This is a genomic window from Pseudomonas ogarae (assembly GCF_014268695.2).
GTDB classification, from domain to species: Bacteria; Pseudomonadota; Gammaproteobacteria; order Pseudomonadales; family Pseudomonadaceae; genus Aquipseudomonas; species Aquipseudomonas kilonensis.
Genome location: NZ_CP077086.1, coordinates 5,359,418 through 5,379,821, shown reverse-complemented (window position 1 = coordinate 5,379,821; position 20,404 = coordinate 5,359,418). Strand labels below are relative to the sequence as shown.

At 61.8% G+C, this 20,404-nt stretch carries 19 protein-coding genes; 7 read left to right on the top strand and 12 right to left on the bottom strand.

Annotated elements, in window-relative coordinates; translation table 11 throughout:
* Nucleotides 1–22: 22 nt before the first annotated feature.
* On the top strand, nt 23–1,078 hold the full coding sequence (locus tag HU749_RS23700; RefSeq protein WP_046062658.1) for an ABC transporter ATP-binding protein: 1,056 nt from the start codon (nt 23–25) through the stop codon (nt 1,076–1,078).
* Between the two features lie 135 nt (nt 1,079–1,213).
* On the opposite strand, the gene HU749_RS23695 is transcribed toward HU749_RS23700, so the two are convergent.
* Nucleotides 1,214–2,143, bottom strand: coding sequence for an AraC family transcriptional regulator (locus HU749_RS23695; RefSeq protein ID WP_046062657.1), 930 nt, complete (start codon nt 2,141–2,143; stop codon nt 1,214–1,216).
* Nucleotides 2,144–2,471: 328 nt separating this feature from the next.
* Here HU749_RS23695 and HU749_RS23690 point away from each other — a divergent pair, with 328 nt between their 5' ends.
* Nucleotides 2,472–2,825, top strand: a complete 354-nt coding sequence (locus HU749_RS23690) for a putative quinol monooxygenase (RefSeq protein ID WP_186652471.1) — start codon at nt 2,472–2,474, stop codon at nt 2,823–2,825.
* Between the two features lie 43 nt (nt 2,826–2,868).
* A complete protein-coding gene (locus HU749_RS23685) occupies nt 2,869–3,102 on the top strand; it encodes a hypothetical protein (RefSeq protein ID WP_046062691.1) in 234 nt (77 codons plus the stop codon).
* Nucleotides 3,103–3,234: 132 nt separating this feature from the next.
* On the opposite strand, the gene HU749_RS23680 is transcribed toward HU749_RS23685, so the two are convergent.
* The 6 genes from HU749_RS23680 to HU749_RS23655 all read right to left on the bottom strand — a co-directional run bounded on the left by HU749_RS23680 (nt 3,235) and on the right by HU749_RS23655 (nt 11,256).
* Nucleotides 3,235–3,855 carry a flavin reductase family protein gene (locus HU749_RS23680; protein WP_186652472.1) on the bottom strand — a complete coding sequence of 207 codons (621 nt, stop codon included), beginning with the start codon at nt 3,853–3,855 and terminating at the stop codon, nt 3,235–3,237.
* Nucleotides 3,856–4,153: 298 nt separating this feature from the next.
* The gene (locus HU749_RS23675) at nt 4,154–4,564 is read right to left on the bottom strand and encodes a heme utilization protein (protein WP_186652473.1); all 411 of its coding nucleotides are present in this window, start codon (nt 4,562–4,564) and stop codon (nt 4,154–4,156) included.
* A 299-nt stretch (nt 4,565–4,863) separates the two neighbouring features.
* Nucleotides 4,864–6,183: an MFS transporter gene (locus HU749_RS23670; protein WP_079303553.1), complete on the bottom strand. Its 1,320-nt coding sequence runs from the start codon at nt 6,181–6,183 to the stop codon at nt 4,864–4,866.
* A 298-nt stretch (nt 6,184–6,481) separates the two neighbouring features.
* On the bottom strand, nt 6,482–7,807 hold the full coding sequence (locus HU749_RS23665; protein WP_014339956.1) for a sigma-54-dependent transcriptional regulator: 1,326 nt from the start codon (nt 7,805–7,807) through the stop codon (nt 6,482–6,484).
* A complete protein-coding gene (locus tag HU749_RS23660; RefSeq protein WP_186652474.1) occupies nt 7,800–9,566 on the bottom strand; it encodes a sensor histidine kinase in 1,767 nt (588 codons plus the stop codon). Before HU749_RS23660 ends, HU749_RS23665 begins: the two co-directional genes overlap by 8 nt.
* A gap of 166 nt (nt 9,567–9,732) precedes the next feature.
* Nucleotides 9,733–11,256, bottom strand: coding sequence for a fumarate hydratase (locus HU749_RS23655; RefSeq protein WP_079303552.1), 1,524 nt, complete (start codon nt 11,254–11,256; stop codon nt 9,733–9,735).
* A 468-nt stretch (nt 11,257–11,724) separates the two neighbouring features.
* Between HU749_RS23655 and HU749_RS23650 the strand changes: the two genes are divergently transcribed.
* Nucleotides 11,725–12,831: a GGDEF domain-containing protein gene (locus HU749_RS23650; protein WP_079303562.1), complete on the top strand. Its 1,107-nt coding sequence runs from the start codon at nt 11,725–11,727 to the stop codon at nt 12,829–12,831.
* On the top strand, nt 12,824–13,759 hold the full coding sequence (locus tag HU749_RS23645; RefSeq protein ID WP_186652475.1) for an iron-sulfur-binding ferredoxin reductase: 936 nt from the start codon (nt 12,824–12,826) through the stop codon (nt 13,757–13,759). Before HU749_RS23650 ends, HU749_RS23645 begins: the two co-directional genes overlap by 8 nt.
* Nucleotides 13,760–13,928: 169 nt before the next feature.
* Here HU749_RS23645 and HU749_RS23640 read toward each other — a convergent pair whose 3' ends face one another.
* From HU749_RS23640 to pyk, 3 genes are all read right to left on the bottom strand, one after another.
* On the bottom strand, nt 13,929–14,765 hold the full coding sequence (locus HU749_RS23640) for an IS3 family transposase (RefSeq protein ID WP_225919112.1): 837 nt from the start codon (nt 14,763–14,765) through the stop codon (nt 13,929–13,931).
* Nucleotides 14,762–15,067 carry a transposase gene (locus tag HU749_RS29305; protein WP_038858942.1) on the bottom strand — a complete coding sequence of 102 codons (306 nt, stop codon included), beginning with the start codon at nt 15,065–15,067 and terminating at the stop codon, nt 14,762–14,764. The genes HU749_RS23640 and HU749_RS29305 overlap by 4 nt, the downstream gene beginning before the upstream one ends.
* Nucleotides 15,068–15,424: 357 nt before the next feature.
* Entirely contained in the window at nt 15,425–16,876 is a 1,452-nt protein-coding gene (gene pyk, locus HU749_RS23635) for a pyruvate kinase (RefSeq protein WP_018605630.1), read from the bottom strand.
* A gap of 325 nt (nt 16,877–17,201) precedes the next feature.
* Between pyk and HU749_RS23630 the strand changes: the two genes are divergently transcribed.
* On the top strand, nt 17,202–17,576 hold the full coding sequence (locus HU749_RS23630) for a tetratricopeptide repeat protein (RefSeq protein WP_046062650.1): 375 nt from the start codon (nt 17,202–17,204) through the stop codon (nt 17,574–17,576).
* 291 nt (nt 17,577–17,867) lie between these two features.
* Complete coding sequence (locus HU749_RS23625; protein ID WP_079303548.1) at nt 17,868–18,227, top strand: PilZ domain-containing protein; 360 nt, start codon at nt 17,868–17,870, stop codon at nt 18,225–18,227.
* A gap of 87 nt (nt 18,228–18,314) precedes the next feature.
* Here the strand turns inward: HU749_RS23625 and HU749_RS23620 are convergent, their stop codons facing one another.
* Nucleotides 18,315–18,662 carry a DUF6124 family protein gene (locus HU749_RS23620; RefSeq protein WP_046062649.1) on the bottom strand — a complete coding sequence of 116 codons (348 nt, stop codon included), beginning with the start codon at nt 18,660–18,662 and terminating at the stop codon, nt 18,315–18,317.
* A 339-nt stretch (nt 18,663–19,001) separates the two neighbouring features.
* Nucleotides 19,002–20,333 (bottom strand): DUF58 domain-containing protein, encoded by a 1,332-nt coding sequence (locus HU749_RS23615; RefSeq protein WP_186650349.1) that lies wholly within the window; start codon nt 20,331–20,333, stop codon nt 19,002–19,004.
* Nucleotides 20,334–20,404: the final 71 nt, after the last annotated feature.

The following is a 20,404-nucleotide window of genomic DNA, read 5'->3' as shown; positions in this document are numbered from 1 at the left end:
CTTTTGATTTCGAGGTGAAGACATGACTGGACTGATACTGGAAAACGTCGAGAAACATTACGGCTCGGCCTGTGCGGTCACGGACGTGAACCTGCATTTGCCCGAGGGCAAACTGGTGTGTTTCCTCGGGCCTTCGGGCTGTGGCAAGACCACCTTGCTGCGCATGATCGCCGGCCTGGAAAGCCTCAGCGGCGGCGAAATCCGCCTGGATGGCCAAGACATCGGCCACACCCCGGCGCACCTGCGCAACTTCGGCATGGTGTTTCAATCGCTGGCCCTGTTTCCCCACATGACCGTCGGCGAGAACATCGCCTATCCGCTGAAGCTGCGGGGCGTGGGCAAGGCCGAGCAACAGGCGCGGGTGGTGGAGTTGCTGGAACTGATCCAGCTCCAGGCAATGATCGATCGGCCCGTGGCGAAACTGTCCGGCGGCCAGCGCCAGCGCGTGGCGATTGCCCGGGCCATTGCTGCCCGGCCGAAGATCCTCTTGCTGGACGAACCGCTGTCGGCCCTGGACGCCAAGCTGCGCGAGTCGATGCAAGTGGAAATCCGCCAACTGCAACAGCGGTTGAACATCACCACCATTTTGGTGACCCACGATCAACGCGAAGCCATGACCATGGCCGACATCGTCGTGGTGCTGGGGGAACATCGGGTGCAACAGGTCGGTACGCCGATCGAGATCTACCGGCACCCGGCCAATGAATTCGTCGCCGACTTCATCGGCTCAGGCAACATCTTCCCGGCGACGACGCTGGGCAACGGACGGGTCGGGCTGCCGGGCGGGGACACGCTGGACGTGCCGGCCAGCCATAGCGTCATCGCTGGCGAGAAGATCAAGTTGCTGGTGCGTCCCGAAGACCTGCAACTGTCCTCGCCCCAGGCCTCGGCGGGTAACCGGTTGCTGGGCAAGGTGACGTTCGTGCGCGACATTGGCGCGACCGTCGAGACCACGGTGGAATGTTCCGGGATCTCGTTCACCGCGCTGAGCACGCCTTGCCAGGGCATGGACCTGGGGATTGGGCATGCGGTGTCGGTGACCATACCGGCGCAGGCGTGTCGGTTGCTCGGTGCCTGAGTTCAAGAAATGAGGTGTCTTTGCGGGCCTCATCGCGAGCAAGCTCGCTCCCACAATAGATTGTTGTGAACAGCGAACCCCTGTGGGAGCGAGCTTGCTCGCGATGGGGCCGGCCCAGTCACCACAAACCCCAGGTCAAACGGTCATTCGCAACCGCGCCAGATCCCGCAACGGCGGCGCGCCGAACAACCGGCTGTACTCGCGGCTGAACTGCGAAGGGCTTTCATAACCCACCCGATACCCCGCCGCCGAGGCTTCCAGCCCTTCGGCGAGCATCAGCCGGCGGGCTTCCTGCAAGCGCAGTTGTTTCTGGTATTGCAGCGGGCTCATGGCGGTCATGGCCTTGAAGCGGTGATGCAGGGTCGAGACGCTGAGGTTCACTTCCCGGGCCAGGTCATCGATGCGCAGCGGCTGCTCGAAATGGCCGTTGAGCCATTTGATCGCCTGGCTGATGCGATGGCTCTGGCTGTTGGCGATGGCGATTTCGTACAGCCGATAGCCCTGGGGACTGCGCAACAGGCGATAGAGGATTTCCCGGCGCACCAGCGGGGCGAGCATGGCGATGTCTTTCGGTGTATCGAGCAGCCGCGCCAGGCGCAGCACGGCGTCGAGCGTCGGCGTGTCCAGGCGTTCGACATACAGCCCGCGCCCGGCGGGGCGGGTCGGCACTCCCAGGGGGCCGGCGTCGGCGATCAACGCGGTGATTTCCGCCGGGTCGATGTCCAGGCGCAAGGCGAGGATTGGCTCTTGCGGCGAAACGTCAGCGATGCAGCCACTCAACGGCATCGACACCGAGACCACCAGGTAGTGGAGCGGGTCATAGTTGAAGAACTCATCCGCCAGGCGCACCTGTTTGCTGCCCTGGGCCATGATGCACAGCGCCGGTTGGGCCAGCACCGGGGCGAAATTCTGGGGCTTGCTGTGGCGCGACAGGTTCAGCGAGCCGATGGCCGTGGCGTAGCTGCCGTCTTCGCTGGTGTTGCGGTCGATGATCGACGCCAGTTCGGCGCGCTGTTGTTCCAGATACGTGTCCAGCGGGACGTGGGCGTGGTCGAGTGGCGACATGCCGGGATCCTCAGGCGGTAGGGAGCGATGAACAAAAGCTTATGTTTGTGCAAGGCGCAGCGGTAGCAACATCCTGTTGAAAGCTTGCCTGATCCTGCACGGCGCAAGGGGCCATGACGGTGCAACGCTGTGGAAACTTGCTTGAAACCTTTTGTTTCAACTTCCCCGGTTTCAGCCCTATTCGTGTCGATTTTTGTTACGTCGATGCGCAGGATTGTGCAATGGGTCGGCAGGATCCGACTAACGAAGCTGGCGTCGTGGCGCTTAACCTTTGATCCTGTCGCAGCCTGTCCCCGGCTGCACAACGGATTACCTGGGAGGGTTGAACATGACTACACAGATCCCCGTCAGCCACATGGCTTTCGTCCGGGCCCGTGCCGGTTGCTCCAGGCAACTGGGGGCGCGCCTGAGTACGCTGATCGCGCCCTCGCGCCAGGCTCCCGGTTGCTTGCACTTTGCCTTGCAGCAATCGCAATGCGACGCTGATTTGTGGCTGGTGTCCGGGCTGTGGGTCAATCAGCCGTCGATGGACGCCTACTTCAATTCACCGGCCATGGCGATTTTCTCCGAGCTGGTGCAGGACCTGGTGGTGAGCAGTCTGGATTTCCACACCTTCCGGGAAGTTTCCGCCGCCCAGGCGACCGAAGGGTGCCGGGCGCAGGTACACAAACTGGTTGGTTGAAGGTTTAATGAGCGTCATTTTCCACCGCCAGGATGCACAAGACATGGCACGTAAAGCCTTTGAAACCTTTGAAGCTGTTTCCGCAGTCGTTCCCAAGGAAGGCGGCGGCTACCATGCCGCCATTGCCACCAAGGCCATCGGCGGCTCAGGTGCGCCGCGCTTCAACAAGATCCTTGAAGAGCAGACCTTCGACACTGCTGTCAAAGCCGATGAAGCGGCAGCCCTGCAGCTGACCCACCTCAAGGGTGTCGACGACGAGGGCGGGTTGGTCTGGTAATCAGCATTGATGTGAGTGCTTTTGTGGCGAGGGAGCTTGCTCCCGCTGGGCTGCGAAGCGGCCCCTTTTTTTTGTGGGTGCTTCGCACCCAAGCGGGAGCAAGCTCCCTCGCCACAGGGGATCGCGCTGCTCCTACTTTGGACGATGCATCTTGAACAACGCCTCAGGCCCCAACTGGAAATAATCCGCCGGCCCGCCACCGCGCAAGATCGGCTCGGCGGCGGCGGTGTCGTATACCCCATCCTTCAACAGCCACTGGGCGATATGCACGGCGACCACTTCGCCGAGGATCAGCCAGCTCGGCACCAGTCCTTTGTCCGCCCGTTGCAATTGAATGATCTGCGTGACCTTGCATTCGAAGGACACTGGGCTTTCGGCGACGCGCGGCACTTGGATCACGCGTGACGGGGCGGTCGTCAAACCCGCCAGTTCGAACTCATCGACCTCTGGCGCGACCATCGCGCAGCTCTGGTTCATCTGCTCGGCCAGCGGGCGCGTGGCCAGGTTCCAGGCGAATTCGCCGGTCTGTTCGATGTTGTTCAGGCTGTCTTTGCGCCCGACGCTGGAGAACCCAATGATCGGCGGGATGTAGTTGAACGCATTGAAGAAACTGTAGGGCGCCAGGTTCAGGCGACCTTCGGCATCCTGGGACGAAATCCAGCCGATGGGGCGCGGGCCAACAATGGCGTTGAACGGGTCATGGGGCAGGCCGTGGCCGTTGGCGGGTTCGTAGAAATGGATATCGTCGGGCATCGGGCCGGGTCCTGAATGGTTTGAAAACGAAGGGATAGTGCAAGGGTTGGTGAGTTATTTCCAGCCGAGCAAGCAAAACCTGAGCGCCCGATACCTTTGTGGGAGCGAGCCTGCTCGCGATAGCTGTTTACGACCCGCAACCGTTGCCGCGTCGGATGATGTCATCGCGAGCAGGCTCGCTCCCACATTAGTTCTTCAGTGATTTTCACTTTGTGCTCGACTAAGGCTGCCCGTTTTCCTGTAACCCATAAATAACTAAGCCCGGCCGAAGCCGGGCTGTGAGGGTGTCGTTATCGGATTAGCTGATGGCAGCAGTGTTAGTGCGATCGAAGCCATCTTCAGCGACAGTAGCGCCGCCAGTGCGGTCGAAGCCATCTTCAGCGACGGTAGCGCCGCCAGTGCGGTCGAAGCCATCTTCAGCGACGGTGGCGCCGTTAGTGCGGTCAAAGCCATCTTCAGCGACGGTGGCGCCGCCAGTGCGATCGAAGCCATCTTCAGCGACGGTGGCGCCGCCAGTGCGATCGAAGCCATCTTCAGCGACGGTGGCGCCGTTAGTGCGGTCGAAGCCATCAGCCGCAACAGTGGCAGCGCTAGTACGGTCATAACCGTCGGCGGCGATGGCAGAGCTGGTGCGGTCGAAACCGTCGGCAGCGAAGGTGTTGGCGGCCAGTACGGACAGGGTCAGGGCGATGATCAGTTTGGTTTTCATGGTCGTGCTCCAGAATGTTTTGGCGTGAGTGCCTGGGTGTGGAATTCATATTACGCTCGTTAATTTGATTAAAAAGCGCAAAAAAATGCTTAAAAATATCTATTAAATCGATTAGTTATCGGTTGCCACAGAACGGTCAATGAGGCCCATTACCGGCGTATCAAATGGCGTTCTGTTGAGCGTGAGGATGGAAGACGGGCATTAACCAGAGATTAATCTCGGATAAATCTTTAGGCAGGGAGCGAAAAAAAGGGGCGAACCTGTTCAGGTTCGCCCCTTTTGTTTGTCCGACTGGAATGTCAGTCGGTGACGATCCGCGAATGCTTGCGGGTATCTTTCATGGTGATGTACACCAGCAGCGACACGGCGATGCACGCCGTCACGTACCAGTAGTAGCCGGTTTCCATGCCGATGCTCTTGAACCACAGGGCGATGTATTCAGCGGTGCCGCCGAAGATCGACACGGTCAGCGCGTAGGGCAGGCCGACGCCCAGGGCGCGGATTTCGGTGGGGAACAGCTCGGCTTTCACCACGGCGTTGATCGAGGTGTAGCCGCTGACGATGATCAGCGCGGCCATGATCAGGAAGAACGCGCCCCACCAGGTCTGGATGGTGTGCAAGGTGGTGAGGATCGGCACGGTGAACAGGGTGCCGAGGATGCCGAAGGCAATCAGGATCGGCCTGCGGCCAATCTTGTCCGACAGCCCGCCGATCACCGGTTGCAGGCACATGAACAGGAACAGCGTAGCGGCGGAAATGGTGGTGGAGTCGGAGATGCTCATGCCGACGGTGTTCACCAGGTATTTCTGCATGTAGGTGGTGTAGGTGTAGAACGCCAGGGTGCCGCCCATGGTCAGGCCGACCACAGTCATCAGCTCTTTTGGATGGCGCATCAAGGTGCGCATCGCGCTTTCCTTGGCCTTTTCCTTCTTGGTGAACGACTCGGTTTCTTCCATGCCGCGTCGCAGGTACAGCGCCACGACCGCACACAGCGCGCCGATGGCGAACGGGATGCGCCAGCCCCAGGCATACAGTTCTTCGGTGGTGAGGGTCTGTTGCAGCACGATCAACACGCCCAGGGCGATGAGCTGGCCGGAGATCAGGGTCACGTACTGGAAGCTGGAGAAGAAGCCGCGACGTTCCTTGGTCGCCATCTCGCTCAGGTAGGTCGCCGAGGTGCCGTACTCGCCACCCACCGACAGGCCTTGGAGCAGGCGGGCAAACACCAGCAGGATCGGTGCGCCGACGCCGATGGTTTCGTAGCTCGGGCTCAGGGCGATGATCAGCGAGCCGAAGCACATCAGGTACACCGAAGCCATCAACGCACGTTTGCGACCGGCACGGTCGGCGTACAGGCCCATCAACCACCCGCCGATCGGGCGCATCAGGAAGCCTACGGCGAAGATCGCGGCGGTGTTGAGCAATTGGGCGGTGGTGTCGCCCTTGGGGAAGAAGACTTTGGCGAAGTACAACGAGAACGCGGCGTAGACGTACCAGTCATACCACTCGACCATGTTGCCGACCGAGCCGCTGAAGATCGATTTGATCCGGCTGGCGGTGGTTCTTTCACGGGCGGGCACGGCAGCCGACCCAATGGGCAGGGCGTTGGAGTTGTCCATTGAAGGATCCTTCGTTTAATTGTTTTTGTGGAGCGCGTGTGGACGCAGCCTGACAGGGCTATAGCAGGAGCTGTGCCAGGTGGCAGAAGGCCGGTTTAGAGGGGTTTATGGTGTTGCGTGAGCGGGAATCCGCTCATTGTGGCTGGGGGCTTGGGCGGGAATCCGCTTATGCCGTGGTGTGCGGGCTTGCCTCTTCGCGAGCAGGCTCGCTCCCACAGGTTCATGTGCACGCCGGACAAAATGTGGGAGCGAGCCTGCTCGCGATGGCGCCAGTACAGTCACCACAAAATGGTGGGCCCTACAAAAACATCTCCCGACTCAACCCATGCCGCTGCATCTTTTCATTGAAGGTGCGGCGCGGCAGTTGCAGTTCTTCGAGCACGGCTTTCACATCACCTTTGTGCCGAGTCAGGGCGGCGCGCAGGCATTGGGCTTCGAAGGCTTCCTGTTGGGCCGCGAGGGACTGGCCCGGCTCCGTCTCAAGGACGGGCAGTTGATCGAGCCCCAACACCTGGCGTTCGGCGACATTGGCCAGTTCCCGCACGTTACCCGGCCAGTCGTGGCTGAGCAGATGGCTCAATTGCGGGCCGCTCAGGGGCGCAGCGGAGCGGCCCAGGCGTTCGGCCGCGCTGTGGGTGAAGTGTTCGAACAGCAGGGGAATGTCCTCGCGCCGTTCTCGCAGCGGCGGCAGGCGCAGCTCGGCGATGTTCAGGCGATAGGCCAGGTCTTCGCGAAAACGCCCGGCCCGGGCTTCGTCCAGCAGGTCGGGCTTGGTGGCGGCGATGATGCGCAGGTCCACCCGGATGCTCTGGTTGGAGCCCAGGCGTTCGAGCTTCTGCTCCTGTAACACCCGCAACAACTTGACCTGCTGGGCCAGGGGCATGCTCTCGATTTCGTCGAGAAACAGCGTGCCGCCATCGGCGTATTCGAGCTTGCCGATGCGCTTGCCTTGGGCGCCGGTGAAGGCGCCGCTTTCATGGCCGAACAGCTCCGCCTCGAACAGCGGTTCGGGAATGGCCGCGCAGTTCAACGCGACGAAAGGCTTGCTCGCCCGCGGGCCGAAGTCGTGCAGGCAACGGGCGACCAGTTCCTTGCCGCTGCCGGTTTCGCCGCGGATCAACACGTTGACTGGCAGTGCCGCCAGGTCCAGCACCTGGCGCCGCAGGTTTTGCAACGCACGGGAAACCCCCAGCAGCGTGCCATCGAGGCGAGCCCGGGCGTCGGCCTGTTCATGCAGGCGACGGTTTTCCAGGACCAGGGTGCGCTTGTCCAGGGCCCGGCGCAGGCTGCCGAGCAGGGCTTCGGGGCTGAAGGGTTTTTCCAGGAAGTCGTAGGCACCGTCGCGCATGGCCTCCACGGCCATCGGCACGTCGCCGTGGCCGGTCAACAGAATCACCGGCAGGTCGGGATCGCGGCGGCGCACTTCGGCCAACAGTTCCAGGCCGCTGAGGCCAGGCATGCGTACGTCGCTGAGGATCACCCCGGGGAAATGCTCCGGCAACCGGGCCAGGCATTCGTCGGCGCGGCTGAACAGCTGCACCTGGAACCCCGACAGGCTCAACCACTGCTCGACGGCACTGCGAATGCTGCCTTCGTCATCCACGACCATGACTGAATCAAGCATGCAGTTGCGCCTCCTGATCAATGGGCAAGGTCACGCAGAATACCGCGCCGTGCTCGTGGTTGTCCGCCGTCAGCCGTCCACCGGATTCATGGATGATTGCGAACGAAACCGCCAACCCCAGGCCCAGGCCATCGCCCACTGCCTTGGTGGTGAAGAATGGATCGAACACCTGGGCCAGGTGTTCCTCGGCGATGCCGGTGCCGCTGTCACTGACGGTCAGGCGCCACAATTGCTCATCGGCCTCCAGGCGCACTTCCAGGCGCTTGATGGGTTGGTCGACCATGGCGTCGAGGGCGTTGCGCAGCAGGTTGATCAACACCTGTTCGAGGCGGATCGCATCGCCGCGTACCCAGGCCGGTCGAGTCAGGTGCAGCACGGTACTGACCTGTTCGTCGCGCAGGCGCGTGTCCAGCAATTGCAGCGCCTGGTCGACCACCGCCGCGAGGTCGAGGCGTTCGCGCAGGCCGCTGGGGCTTTTGCGCGCGAACGTCTTCAGGTGGCCGGTGAGGGCGGCCATGCGCGTCAGCATGTCGTCCACCGGCTTGAGGGCCTTGTAGGCGTCATCGACCCGACCGTGATCGAGCAGCAAGCGCAGGGTCGCCAATTGCATGCGTTGGGCGGTCAAGGGCTGGTTGATTTCATGGGCCAGGGCTGCCGACATCTGCCCCAGGGCCGCCAGCTTGGCTGATTGCACCAGGCCGTCCTGGGCCGTGCGCAGATCCCGGGTACGTTCTTCGACCAACCGTTCAAGTTCTTCGCGACTGCGCTGGCGCAACCTTGCCAGGCGCCAGCGCTGGTTGAGAAACAGCAGCAGGAACACCAGCGTCAGCCATAACCCAGCGGCGGCGAGCCCGGCATTGCGACGGTCTTCGAAGGCGATCTGCGGACGGCGCAGCAAGTGCAGCGTCCAGCCTTCGGCGGTCAGCGGCAAGGATTCCCACAGGTAGTCCGCCGAGCCGTCGGGCGTCTCGACCCGGGCCAGATGGCTATTGTCGTCAAAGCGCCGCACGGGTTCATAGGCCAGCGGTTGCAACGGTTGTTTGTCGTACTGACGGGTGGCCTTGAGCTCGGCGCGGTCGCTGTCGCTCAGCGGCTGCAAGTGTCGATAACGCCAGCCCGGGCGGTTGGCGATGAAGATGATGCCCCGGGCGTCGCTGACCAACAGAGTGTCGTTGCCCTGGCGCCATTCGCGCTCCAACTCTGGAAATTCCAGCTTTACCACCATCGCGCCAAGGAACTCGCCGTTGTCGCCCGTCACGGCGCTGGAGAGAAAGTACCCCGGGATGCCGCTGGTCACGCCCACCGCATAAAAACGCCCGGTGCCCTGGGTGCGGGTCTGGAGGAAATACGGACGAAAGCCATAGTTGTGCCCGACATAGCTGCTGGGCAGGCGCCAGTTGCTGGCCGCGACGGCCAGGCCGGTGTGGTCGAGCAGTTCCAGGGTGGATGACTGGGCGGCGCCGTTGATCTGTTCCAGCTTGCGGTTCAACGCGTCCTGCTGCGCCGCGCTGACCGGCCCCTTGAGGGCTGAGCGCAACTCCGGGTCCAGCGCCAGCACGACGGGCAGGGCGCGGTAGCGTTCGATCAGGGTGTGCAGCGAAGTGGCGTACAGTGCCAGTTGCTGGTTGGCACGACTGGCGTCTTCCTCCAGGGCCGCACGTTCGGCATGGCGCACGGCGAGGGTGGCGGCAACGGCCGCGCCGGTGAGGATCAGCAAGGTATACAACGACAGACGCAAGGTACGGGGAGTCGGCAGCATGCTGGCGTAAACCAGTGGAAAGTCGGGCGGGCACGATAGCATGGCGGTTGCGTCAAGCGATCATGTACTTCGAGCCTCCCACAGGGTTTGGCTGTGGCATCACTGCATAAAAAAAGGCCAGTGAGCTTGTTGCCCACCGGCCTTTTTCACCGCGCCAAAATGCCTGTTACTGCACTTCGACCGCCAGGCTGTCACTGATCTTCTTCTGCCAGATGGCGGGACCGGTGATGTGTACCGACTCGCCTTTGCTATCGACCGCAACGGTCACCGGCATGTCCTTGACCTCGAACTCGTAGATCGCTTCCATCCCCAGTTCGGCGAACGCCAGGACCTTGGATTTCTTGATCGCCTGGGCCACCAGGTAAGCGGCACCGCCGACGGCCATCAGGTAGACGGCCTTGTTGTCCTTGATCGCTTCGATGGCGGTCGGGCCGCGCTCGGATTTGCCGATCATGCCCAACAGGCCGGTCTGCTCGAGGATCTGGCGGGTGAACTTGTCCATCCGCGTGGCGGTGGTCGGACCGGCTGGGCCGACGACTTCGTCGCCTACCGGGTCGACCGGACCGACGTAGTAGATGAAGCGGCCCTTGAGGTCCACTGGCAAGGTTTCACCCTTGTTCAGCATCTCGACCATGCGCTTGTGCGCGGCATCGCGGCCGGTGAGCATCTTGCCGTTGAGCAGCACGGTTTCGCCCGGTTTCCAGCTCTGCACGTCTTCCGGGGTCAGGGTGTCGAGGTTGACGCGACGGGCCGACGGGCCGGCTTCCCAGACGATTTCCGGGTAGGCGTCCAACGGTGGCGCTTCCAGCGATGCCGGGCCGCTGCCGTCGAGCACGAAGTGGGCGTGACGGGTGGCGGCGCAGTTGGGGATCATGCACACCGGCAGGGAGGCGGCGTGGGTCGGGTAGTCCATGATCTTCACGTCGAGCACGGTGGTCAGGCCACCCAGGCCCTGGGCGCCGATGCCCAGTTGGTTGACCTTCTCGAACAGCTCCAGGCGCATCTCTTCGATACGGTTCTGCGGGCCGCGCGCCTTGAGCTCGTGGATGTCGATGGACTCCATCAACACTTCCTTGGCCATGACCGCGGCTTTCTCGGCGGTGCCGCCGATGCCGATGCCGAGCATGCCCGGTGGGCACCAGCCGGCGCCCATGGTCGGAACGGTTTTCAGTACCCAGTCAACGATGGAGTCGGACGGGTTGAGCATGGCCATCTTCGACTTGTTCTCGGAGCCGCCGCCCTTGGCCGCCACGTCCACTTCCACGGTGTTGCCCGGGACGATGGAGTAGTGGATGACCGCCGGGGTGTTGTCCTTGGTGTTTTTGCGTGCGCCTGCCGGGTCGGCGAGGATGGAGGCACGCAGGACGTTTTCCGGCAGGTTGTAGGCGCGACGCACGCCCTCGTTGATCATGTCGTCCAGGCTCATGGTCGCGCCATCCCAGCGCACGTCCATGCCCACGCGCACGAACACGGTCACGATGCCGGTGTCCTGGCAGATCGGCCGATGGCCGGTGGCGCACATGCGCGAGTTGATCAGGATCTGCGCCATGGAGTCACGGGCTGCCGGCGATTCTTCGCGCAGGTAGGCCTCGTGCATCGCCTGGATGAAATCCACGGGGTGGTAGTAGGAAATGAACTGCAAAGCGTCGGCAACGCTCTGTATCAGGTCATCTTGCTTGATCACGGTCATGAGTCGCGCTCCTCTCTAAAGACGGGAACATTCAATAAGGTGCCGGCCGCTTGGGTGCATCGGTCGACGGGCGGCACCTCTATAAGGCACGCCGGGCATGCTGGCGCGACGCTAAAAAGGCGCGGCAGTATATCGCAGGCCGGCCCCCTGTGGGAGCGAGCTGTGAGAGCAAGGCTGTGGGAGCAAAGCTTGCTCGCGATGCAGGCGCCTCGACTCCCCGGGAGACCGCGTCATTTTCATCGCGAGCAAGCTTTGCTCCCACAGAAGCCTTGCCCCCACAGCCCAACAGGGCGATGTGCAGGCTATGTGTCAGGCCTCGAACCACTGCGTCAATCTAGGCCATTGCTTTGACGCCATTTTTCTGCTCCAGAATTGAATGGTCATTTGTCCTACACGCCACTAAAGTGGCGTCTGGCCTGTAGCGTAGGACGCCTCCTGTCAGTTTCCTTTCCCATGGTGAGTCAACGATTGACCCATAACGCCATTCAACGTCTTTTGCTGAAACGCTTCGCTTTGGCGGCCGCGACGTACGCGCTGGCACTGGTTTTGTTGTGGCTGGCATTTTTCAGTGGTCATTACCTCGATTCGTTGCGCGGTGTCATCATCGGCAGCGTGTTGGTGGTGCTGTGCCAGGCCGGACTGTTCGCGCTGTTTATCACCGACCGTAACCTGCGCTTCGCCGACCCCAGCCTCACCGAAGCTCAGGTGCTGATCGGCCTGGGCTGGCAGACCTGGATGATGGCGCACCTGGACCAGGCCCGGGGCGTGTTCCTGGTGTTTTATGTATTGATCCTGTTGTTCGGGCTGTTCCACCTGTCACGCCGGGCCTTTGTGCGTTGCGCGACGCTGGTGTTCATCAGCTTCGCCGCGATTACCCTTTGGGACGGTTATTTCTTCAGGCTTCCCGACCCCACCTTGGCCGGGTTGCAGGTGGCCGTGCTGTTTCTCGTGCTGGTGTGGCTGGTGTTTTACGCCCGCTACGTCCAGATATCACGCCAGCGCATGCGCCAGCGGCGGTTTGCCCTGCAGGCGCACCAGGACACCTTGCGCGGGATGATGCGCCAGCTCGAAGACCTGGTGGCCACCGATGAGCTGACCGGGCTGTTCAATCGCCGGCACTTCCTGCGCCTTGCTTCGCGCGAACTCAACACCCTCAGGCCCGGCATCGCCCATGGCCTGGCGCTGATCGACCTCGACCATTTCAAGCGCATCAACGACCTGCACGGCCACGCTGCCGGCGACCAGGTGTTGCAGGCATTTGCCGCGGTCGCCACGGCGTGCCTGCGCGAAGGCGATGTGCTGGCCCGCTATGGCGGTGAAGAGTTCGTCATGCTGCTGCCTGCCTGCGATCCGTCGCGCCTGACGGCCTGTTGCGAGCGGTTGCGGCTGGCGTTCACCGAAGTCGAGCTGATCGGCCTGCAGGTCGGCGCCCTCAGCTTGTCGGCGGGCATGACAATGCTGGACATGGGCGATGACCTGGACAACGCGTTGCAGCGTGCCGACCAGGCCCTGTACCGTGCCAAGCGAGACGGCCGCAATCGGTGCGCCGCCGCTTGGGAGAACGTCGATGCCTGAACTGACAGTCGCCGGTCGGCAATGGACGGTGGCGGCGGGCAGTAACCTGCTGGACGCGTTGAACGGTGCCGGCGTGGCCGTGCCCTACAGTTGTCGTGCCGGCAGTTGCCACGCCTGCCTGGTGCAGTGCGTGGGCGGCGATGTACGCGACAGTCGTCCCGATGCCTTGAACCCGGTGCAACGCGACCAGGGCTGGCGGCTGGCCTGCCAATGCCAGGTAGTCGAGGATGTGCAGATCCACACCTTCGACCCGCAACGCGACGGCCAGGCCGCTCACGTGGCAGCGGTGGACTGGCTCGGTGGCGAGGTGCTGCGCCTGCGCGTCACCCCCGAGCGGCCGCTGCGGTATCGGGCCGGGCAGCATCTGGTGCTGTGGGCCGGCGACGTAGCCCGGCCGTATTCCCTGGCGAGCCTGCCCGAGGAAGACCGATTTCTGGAGTTCCACCTCGATTGTCGAGAGCCCGGCCAATTCATTGATGCGGCTCGGCAGATGAAGGCCGGTGACCCGATCCGCCTGGGTGAATTGCGCGGCGGCGCCCTGCATTACGACCCCGACTGGCACGACAGGCCGCTGTGGCTGCTCGCTGCCGGCACTGGCCTGGCGCCGTTGTTTGGCTTGCTGCGCGAAGCGTTGCGCCAGCATCACCAAGGTGCGATTCGCCTTATTCACGTTGCCCATGATGCCGCCGGGCATTACCTGGCCAAACCCCTGGCGGCGCTGGCGGCCAAGCATCAAAACCTCAGCGTGGAGCTGCTGACCGCGGCCGAGGCGCCGTCTGCCTTGGCGCAACTGCGGCTTGTTTCCCGGCAAACCCAGGCCTTGCTCTGCGGCCATCCCGACCGGGTCGAGGCCTTTGCCAAGCGCTTGTACCTGGCGGGCTTGCCGCGCAATCAAGTGCTGGCCGACGTCTTCCTGCCTCGTGGTTGAGCGCTGATTTCCAGACCGGGAACAGTTGCGCAAGGTGATTGAGGAAGAGGGCGCAGGTAGCCGCGTTGTCGGGGTTTATCAACAGGCATTGGGTTTTGCAGCGCCTGGCCCGGCGTCATCGCGAGCAAGCTTGAACTGGTCAAGTAAATCCGGACACCAGTTACGGTGTTTATGCTGCTTTTTGCTCCATGGCTATTGGCGATAGGTAGTCGTTGTAGCTGTGGAGCCTGGTGCGGTTGTAGTACATGAAGAAGCGCACCATATCGGTTTGTGCTTCCTCGCTCGTGCTGTAACCGTTGCGAGGGACCCATTCTGACTTCAGGGTGCCGAAAAAACGTTCTGTTGGAGCATTGTCCCAGCACTGCCCGCGATGACTCATGCTTTGCAAAATGCCATGACGCATCAACTCTTCTTGAAACTTGCGGCTGGTGTACTGACAGCCCTGGTCCGAATGAAACATCAATCCAGGTGGGCATGTTCGAAGCTCTATCGCCATGCGTAACGCCTTGCTGACCAGGTTGGCGTCATTGACCAGCGAAAATGCCCAGCCAATGACCCGGCGAGCAAACAAGTCGATCACAATGGCCAGATGAACCCAGCGTTTACCCACCATCAAGCTTGTAACGTCGCCACACCAGACCTGATTGACCACGGTCGGCTTGAAATTACGCTTGAGCAGATTGGGTGCGACAAATGCTTCAACTCCTTTGGACCTGAATGGGTGAGGCTGGCGTTGTTTACTGACAATGTTGGCTTCCCTCATCAGTGTTCTAACAAGGCTTCTGCCGACCGCTATGTTTTGGGCCTTCAGATGCTTGCTGATCGTTCTGGACCCCATGGCTTCCCGGCTTTCGCTGTGCAGTTCAACCACCTTCCCCTTGAGTTCTTCGCGCTCGATCTTAGGCCGCGAGAGACGCTGTAGCCACTCGTAAAAGCTGCTGCGCTTCACATCGAAAACGCGACACAGAATGGCGGTCGGGAATGACTCTCTTAGCTCCGCGATCATCGAAAACGATCGGGATCCGACATCAAGAGAGCGGTAGCCTTTTTTAAGATTTCGGCTTCCATTTCCATGCGTTTGATCTTGGCTTTCAGATCCTGAATCTGCCGTTGATCCTCAGTAATGGCCTTGGTGCCTTGAACTGGCTGACCTTTTTGCTCCTTGCGAACCTGGTCCACCCACCGTCGTAATGCGGTGGCACTGATGTCCAGCGACGCGCAGACTTCCTGTACTGAACAGTTGTCATCAATCACCATGCTGGCCGCACGATGTTTGAACTCGCGGGAAAAGACTCTTCTTTCTTTCATGGAACCTCCAAATTGGCGAAATCATATCGCCCTTAAGAGGTGTCCGGAATTATTAGGCCAGTTCAGCTTTGCTCCCACAGTAGGTCTGTGGTGTTCACGAATAATGTGTTCAACACAAAACCCCTGTGGGAGCGGGCTTGCTCGCGAAAGCGGTGGGTCAGCTTGCATCCATTTTGAATGGGCCGACGCCTTCGCGAGCAAGCCCGCTCCCACAGGTGAGATGTGTACGCCGGCCGAACTGTGGGAGCAAAGCTTGCTCGCGATGGGGCCAGTCCAAGTGCCACATTTCTTGCAGGCAAAAACCAAAAAGCCCCGCCATTCACATGGCAGGGCTTTTGTTTTTTAGCGCTCGGTCACTCAGACCATCGGGTCGCCAACATGCAGGATTTTCATCCCGTTGGTGCCGCCGATGGTGTGGTAGCTGTCGCCCTTGGTCAGGATGACCCAGTCACCGGTCTGCACCACGCCGCGCTTGACCAGTTCATCCACCGCCGCCTGGCTGACTTCGCCCGGTTGCAGGGCGGCCGGGTCGAACGGCACGGTGTAGACGCCACGGAACATGGACGCGCGCGCCTGGGTTTCGCGGTGCGGGGAGAACGCGTAGATCGGCACCGAGGAGCGGATGCGCGACATGATCAGCGGCGTGTAGCCACTTTCGGTCAGGGCGATGATCGCCTTCACGCCCGGGAAGTGGTTGGCGGTGTACATCGTCGCCAGGGCGATGCTCTCGTCGCAACGCTCGAAGGTCTTGCCGATGCGGTGGCTGGAAGTCTTGCTGGTCGGGTGCTTTTCAGCGCCGATGCAGATGCGTGCCATGGCCTGCACCGCTTCGAGCGGGTAGAGGCCGGCGGCGCTTTCGGCCGAGAGCATCACGGCGTCGGTGTAGTCCAGTACGGCGTTGGCTACGTCGGACACTTCGGCGCGGGTCGGCATCGGGTTCTGGATCATCGACTCCATCATCTGGGTCGCGACGATCACCGCTTTGTTGTGGCGGCGTGCGTGCAGAATGATCTTCTTCTGGATGCCCACCAGCTCGGCATCGCCGATTTCCACGCCGAGGTCGCCACGGGCCACCATCACGGCGTCAGACGCCTTGATCAGGCCATCGAGGGTTTCGTCGTCGGCCACGGCTTCGGCGCGTTCGATCTTGGCCACCAGCCAGGCAGTACCGCCGGCTTCGTCGCGCAGTTGACGGGCGTATTCCATATCAGCAGCGTCACGCGGGAAGGACACGGCCAGGTAGTCGACTTCCATTTCCGCGGCCAGCTTGATGTCGGCCTTGTCTTTTTCGGTCAGGGCCGGTGCGGTCAGGCCACCGCCGCGACGGTTGATGCCTTTGTGGTCCGACAGCGGGCCGCCGATGGTCACGACGCAGTGCAGTTCAGTGGCGGTGGCGGTCTCGACGCGCATTACCACGCGACCGTCGTCGAGCAGCAGCTCGTCGCCCACGCCGCAGTCCTTGACCAGGTCCGGGTAGTCGATACCGACCACTTGCTGGTTGCCTTCGGTCAGTGGATGGCTGGTGGAGAAGGTGAAGGCGTCACCGATCTTCAGCTCGATGCGCTTGTTGGCGAATTTGGCGATACGGATCTTCGGGCCTTGCAGGTCACCCAGCAGGGCAACGAAGCGGCCGTGCTTGGCGGCGAGGTCGCGCACCAGCTTGGCACGAGCCTTGTGCTCGTCGGGGGTGCCGTGGGAGAAATTCAGGCGGGCAACGTCCAGGCCAGCCAGAATCAGCTGTTCGAGAACTTCCGGCGAATTACTGGCCGGGCCAAGGGTAGCGACGATTTTGGTGCGACGGACGGACATGCAAGACTCCTCAAGTTCAAGCGCCAGCGAAGGCTACTATGCTCTTTGGGTGTAGTCATTGTTCATATGCACTACTTTTTCGTTTGTTTTTCGAAATGAACATTCCTGAAAATTTTTGCGCCTTTAACTACTAAAGCCGAACATCGCTCTTGTGGCGAGGGAGCTTGCTCCCGCTGGGCTGCGCAGCGGCCCCAGGATTTTGCGGTCGCTACGCAACCGAGCGGGAGCAAGCTCCCTCGCCACAGGTGTTCACCATGGCGAGCGTTTTCGGGCTGAAGATTTTCTGGCCCAGGTCGATACAGAGCTCAAGACAGGAGAACCTCCCATGCGATTCGTGCTTTTTGTTGCCCTGGCCCTGAGCGTCACGGGCTGCACCCGTTGGTCGATGAACCATCACATGAACCTGGCCTACAAGGCCTATGACCGCGGCAATTGCGAGCAGGTCATGCTCGAGCTGTCCCAGGTCGACCGCGCCAGCCGTGCCCGTCGCTATATGCAGCCGGAAGTCTCGATGCTGCGCGGCCAGTGCCTGGAACGGCAGAAGCTGTTTATCGATGCGGCGCAGACCTACCAGTTCATCATCACCCAATACCCTAACAGCGAATACGCCTTCCGCGCCCGCGCCCGGCTCGAGACCCTGCAGAGCTTGGGCCATTACCCGACCCGCAGCGCGTCGGCGATCCGCCCGACGGCGTCCTGACAGGCTCACCAAGCCATTGGCCGGGACGATCCCCGGCCACAAGCGCCTGGCGTGTTTTTGTTTATGAAAGGTGTGCGCAAGGACTGGCTGCTACACGACCATGAGCTATATTTGTACAAATCGTCACTAGAGCTAAATCTCTAACTTCAAGCGGCACCTGTGACCGGCAGCAGTAAGGCCAAGACGTTTGTGAGCGTCTGGCACCGGGATCGGGGAGAGCGAGCCGACGTATGCTCGTTCCGAAGTGTTAGGTTGCCCCGATTCGGGGTCGTTCAAAAAGCGATACAGGACATGTACAAAAAACGGCGAATCGAACGGCAGCAACTGCCGTGTTTCCTGAGAGTGTTTAATGGCGTCAACGGCAAGCCCATCGGTTTCCTGGGCAACGTTTCTGCAGATGGCCTGATGCTGATCAGCCATTTACCGTTGATGGTCGGCGCGGACTTTGACCTGCACCTGAAAATCCCTTCCGATGAGGGACCGCAGCAGAACATTGTGCTCAGAGCCAATTGCCTGTGGTGCCGCGAAGACGTGACGCCGCAGCATTTCGACGCCGGTTTCAGCCTGCAGTGGGCGCCGCCGGAGTACGGGCAACTGGTCAGCGCGTTGCAGCAGTATTTCAGTTTTCATTCGTTGCCGGCATCGGCCTGAGATCGGGCTATGGAATAACCAGCCTGGTTGATACCTCTGTGGGAGCAAGCTTTGCTCCCACAGGTTACTCAGAAACAGTCCAAAGCTTCAGCGCTGAACCTTCGCCTCGTTATCCAGCATCTTCTCCAGCAACAACACCCCCATCTCGCCCATCTGGTGAATCGCCAGGGCCAGGTTGCGCGGGGCGCCTTCCAGGTCTTCCGATAAATCCAGGATCAGCGTGCTCACCGAACAGAAGGTTTCGTAGGTGTGCGCGAGCATGCCTTCGGGGTCGGCGTCGGGGGCGACGATGAAGTAGTCCGGTTGTTTGTAAGGCTTTTTGTCGGGCTGGCCGTGGTTGGGCTTGAGGTAGTAGTCGAGGGCTCTTTGAGCGGCTTCGTCGAGCTTTTCGGGGTCGAGGGTTTCGTGGGGTGGATTTGGAGTTGGCTTGATCATATTCACTTTTCCATGATGGGGCTGCCACCCGGTTCGCGACTAAACGAAGGGTGGCGGCTGGACGCAGGTTAGTCGACCGGTGGAAAAGCGAAGCCCGGCGCGCCCGAGGGCGCCCTGCGCACAGCCACCATCAAGTACGGGGATTGGGAACCCGACTGGATGAAACTTGTGCACATCACTTTTACCGCCGGGCGACTAAACCCGATCGCTGGATATCAGCGACGCGAATCAAGTTACGGGGCAAGGCCAAAGCGCACAAGCCGGCGGATTCTGGCGGATCTGTAGTCCGTTGCGCAAGGCGCTGTAGTCAGCCGGAGCTTTGCTGGCTCGCTGTAGGACCTAGACGGTCCCGGCCTTTTTCCAGGCCAGGTATTGGGTCACCAGGTCCGCACCTAATTCACTAGGACGCGAATCCAGGGCCGGGACGCCGTGGGCGGCCAACTGCTTGTGCAGTTCGGCCCGGGCATTCAAATAGTCCACCGTCCCGCAGTAGGCCAAGGCCTCGGGCAAGGTTTGCACCGGTGCCTGGCGCAACCGGTCGAGGGCATCTTCCCGCAGGCTGGCCACCAGCACCCGATGCTGTTGGCCCAACCGTTTGACGGCCGCGAGCAGATCCGCGTCGTCCTCATCCCGCAAGTTGGTCACCAGCACCACCAGGGCCCGGCGTTTTTGTCGGCTGAGCAGTTGGGTGACGGCCGCCTGGTAGTCGGCGGGGCGTTGGCTGCTGTCGAGGTCGTACACGGTGTTGAGCAACACGTTGAGCTGGCCGGTGCCTTTGACCGGGGCGAGGTAGCGGGTCTGATCGCTGGCGAAGGTGTTCAGGCCCACGGCATCGCCCTGGCGCAGCGCGGTGTAGCTGAGCAGCAGGCAGGCGTTGAGGGCGTGGTCGAAGTGCGACAGCTCGCCGTCCTGGCTGCGCATGCGCCGGCCGCAGTCGAGCATGAAGATGATCTGTTGGTCGCGCTCGTCTTCGTATTCCCGGGCAATCGGCGTGCGATGGCGGGCCGTGGCCTTCCAGTCGATCTGGCGCAGGCTGTCGCCCTCGCGAAATTCGCGCAGTTGATGGAATTCCTGGCCCTGGCCGCGCCGTTGTCGCTGGCGGATGCCGAGCTGGCTCAGCCAGTTGTCCACCGCCAACAGTTGACCGTCGTAGAGCCTGGCGAAATCCGGGTAGACGCGGGTGTGGTCGACCGCGTCCAGCAGCCGTCTGTCGGTCCACAGGCCCAGCGGGCTTGGCAGGCTGGTTTCGCACCGGGCGAAGGTGAAGTGACCGCGCTTGAGCGGGCGCAGGCGGTAGCCGACCTGGCTGCGCTGGCCGGGTTGCAGCTCGACCGACAGCGGCAGGTTTTCGAAGTCCAGGCCATCGGGTACATGGTCGAAGAGCTGCACGTGCAGCGGTTGGGCAAAGTCATGGCTGATGTCCAAGCGGATTTCACCCCAGCGACCCAGGGCCAGGCTGCCCGGCATCTGCCGTTGTACCCGCGGCGAGGGCAGGCGCCTGGCGCGCACTGCGTCGAGCAGCGCCAGGGCCAGCAAGGCCAACAGCAACCCCCAGTTGATCGACAGCAGCGCCGATGGCACCGCCATGCCCAAGGCCCGTAGCGCGCCGAGCACGATACTCACGGCCAGCAGCACGGCGAGCCAGGTCAGCAGCAGGCGGGAGGGTTTCATGGGTGCGTGCTCTTGCAGGGGATGTTTGCCTTGGCAAAGAAATTTACTGCGGTGAGGTTTCCTGTGGCGAG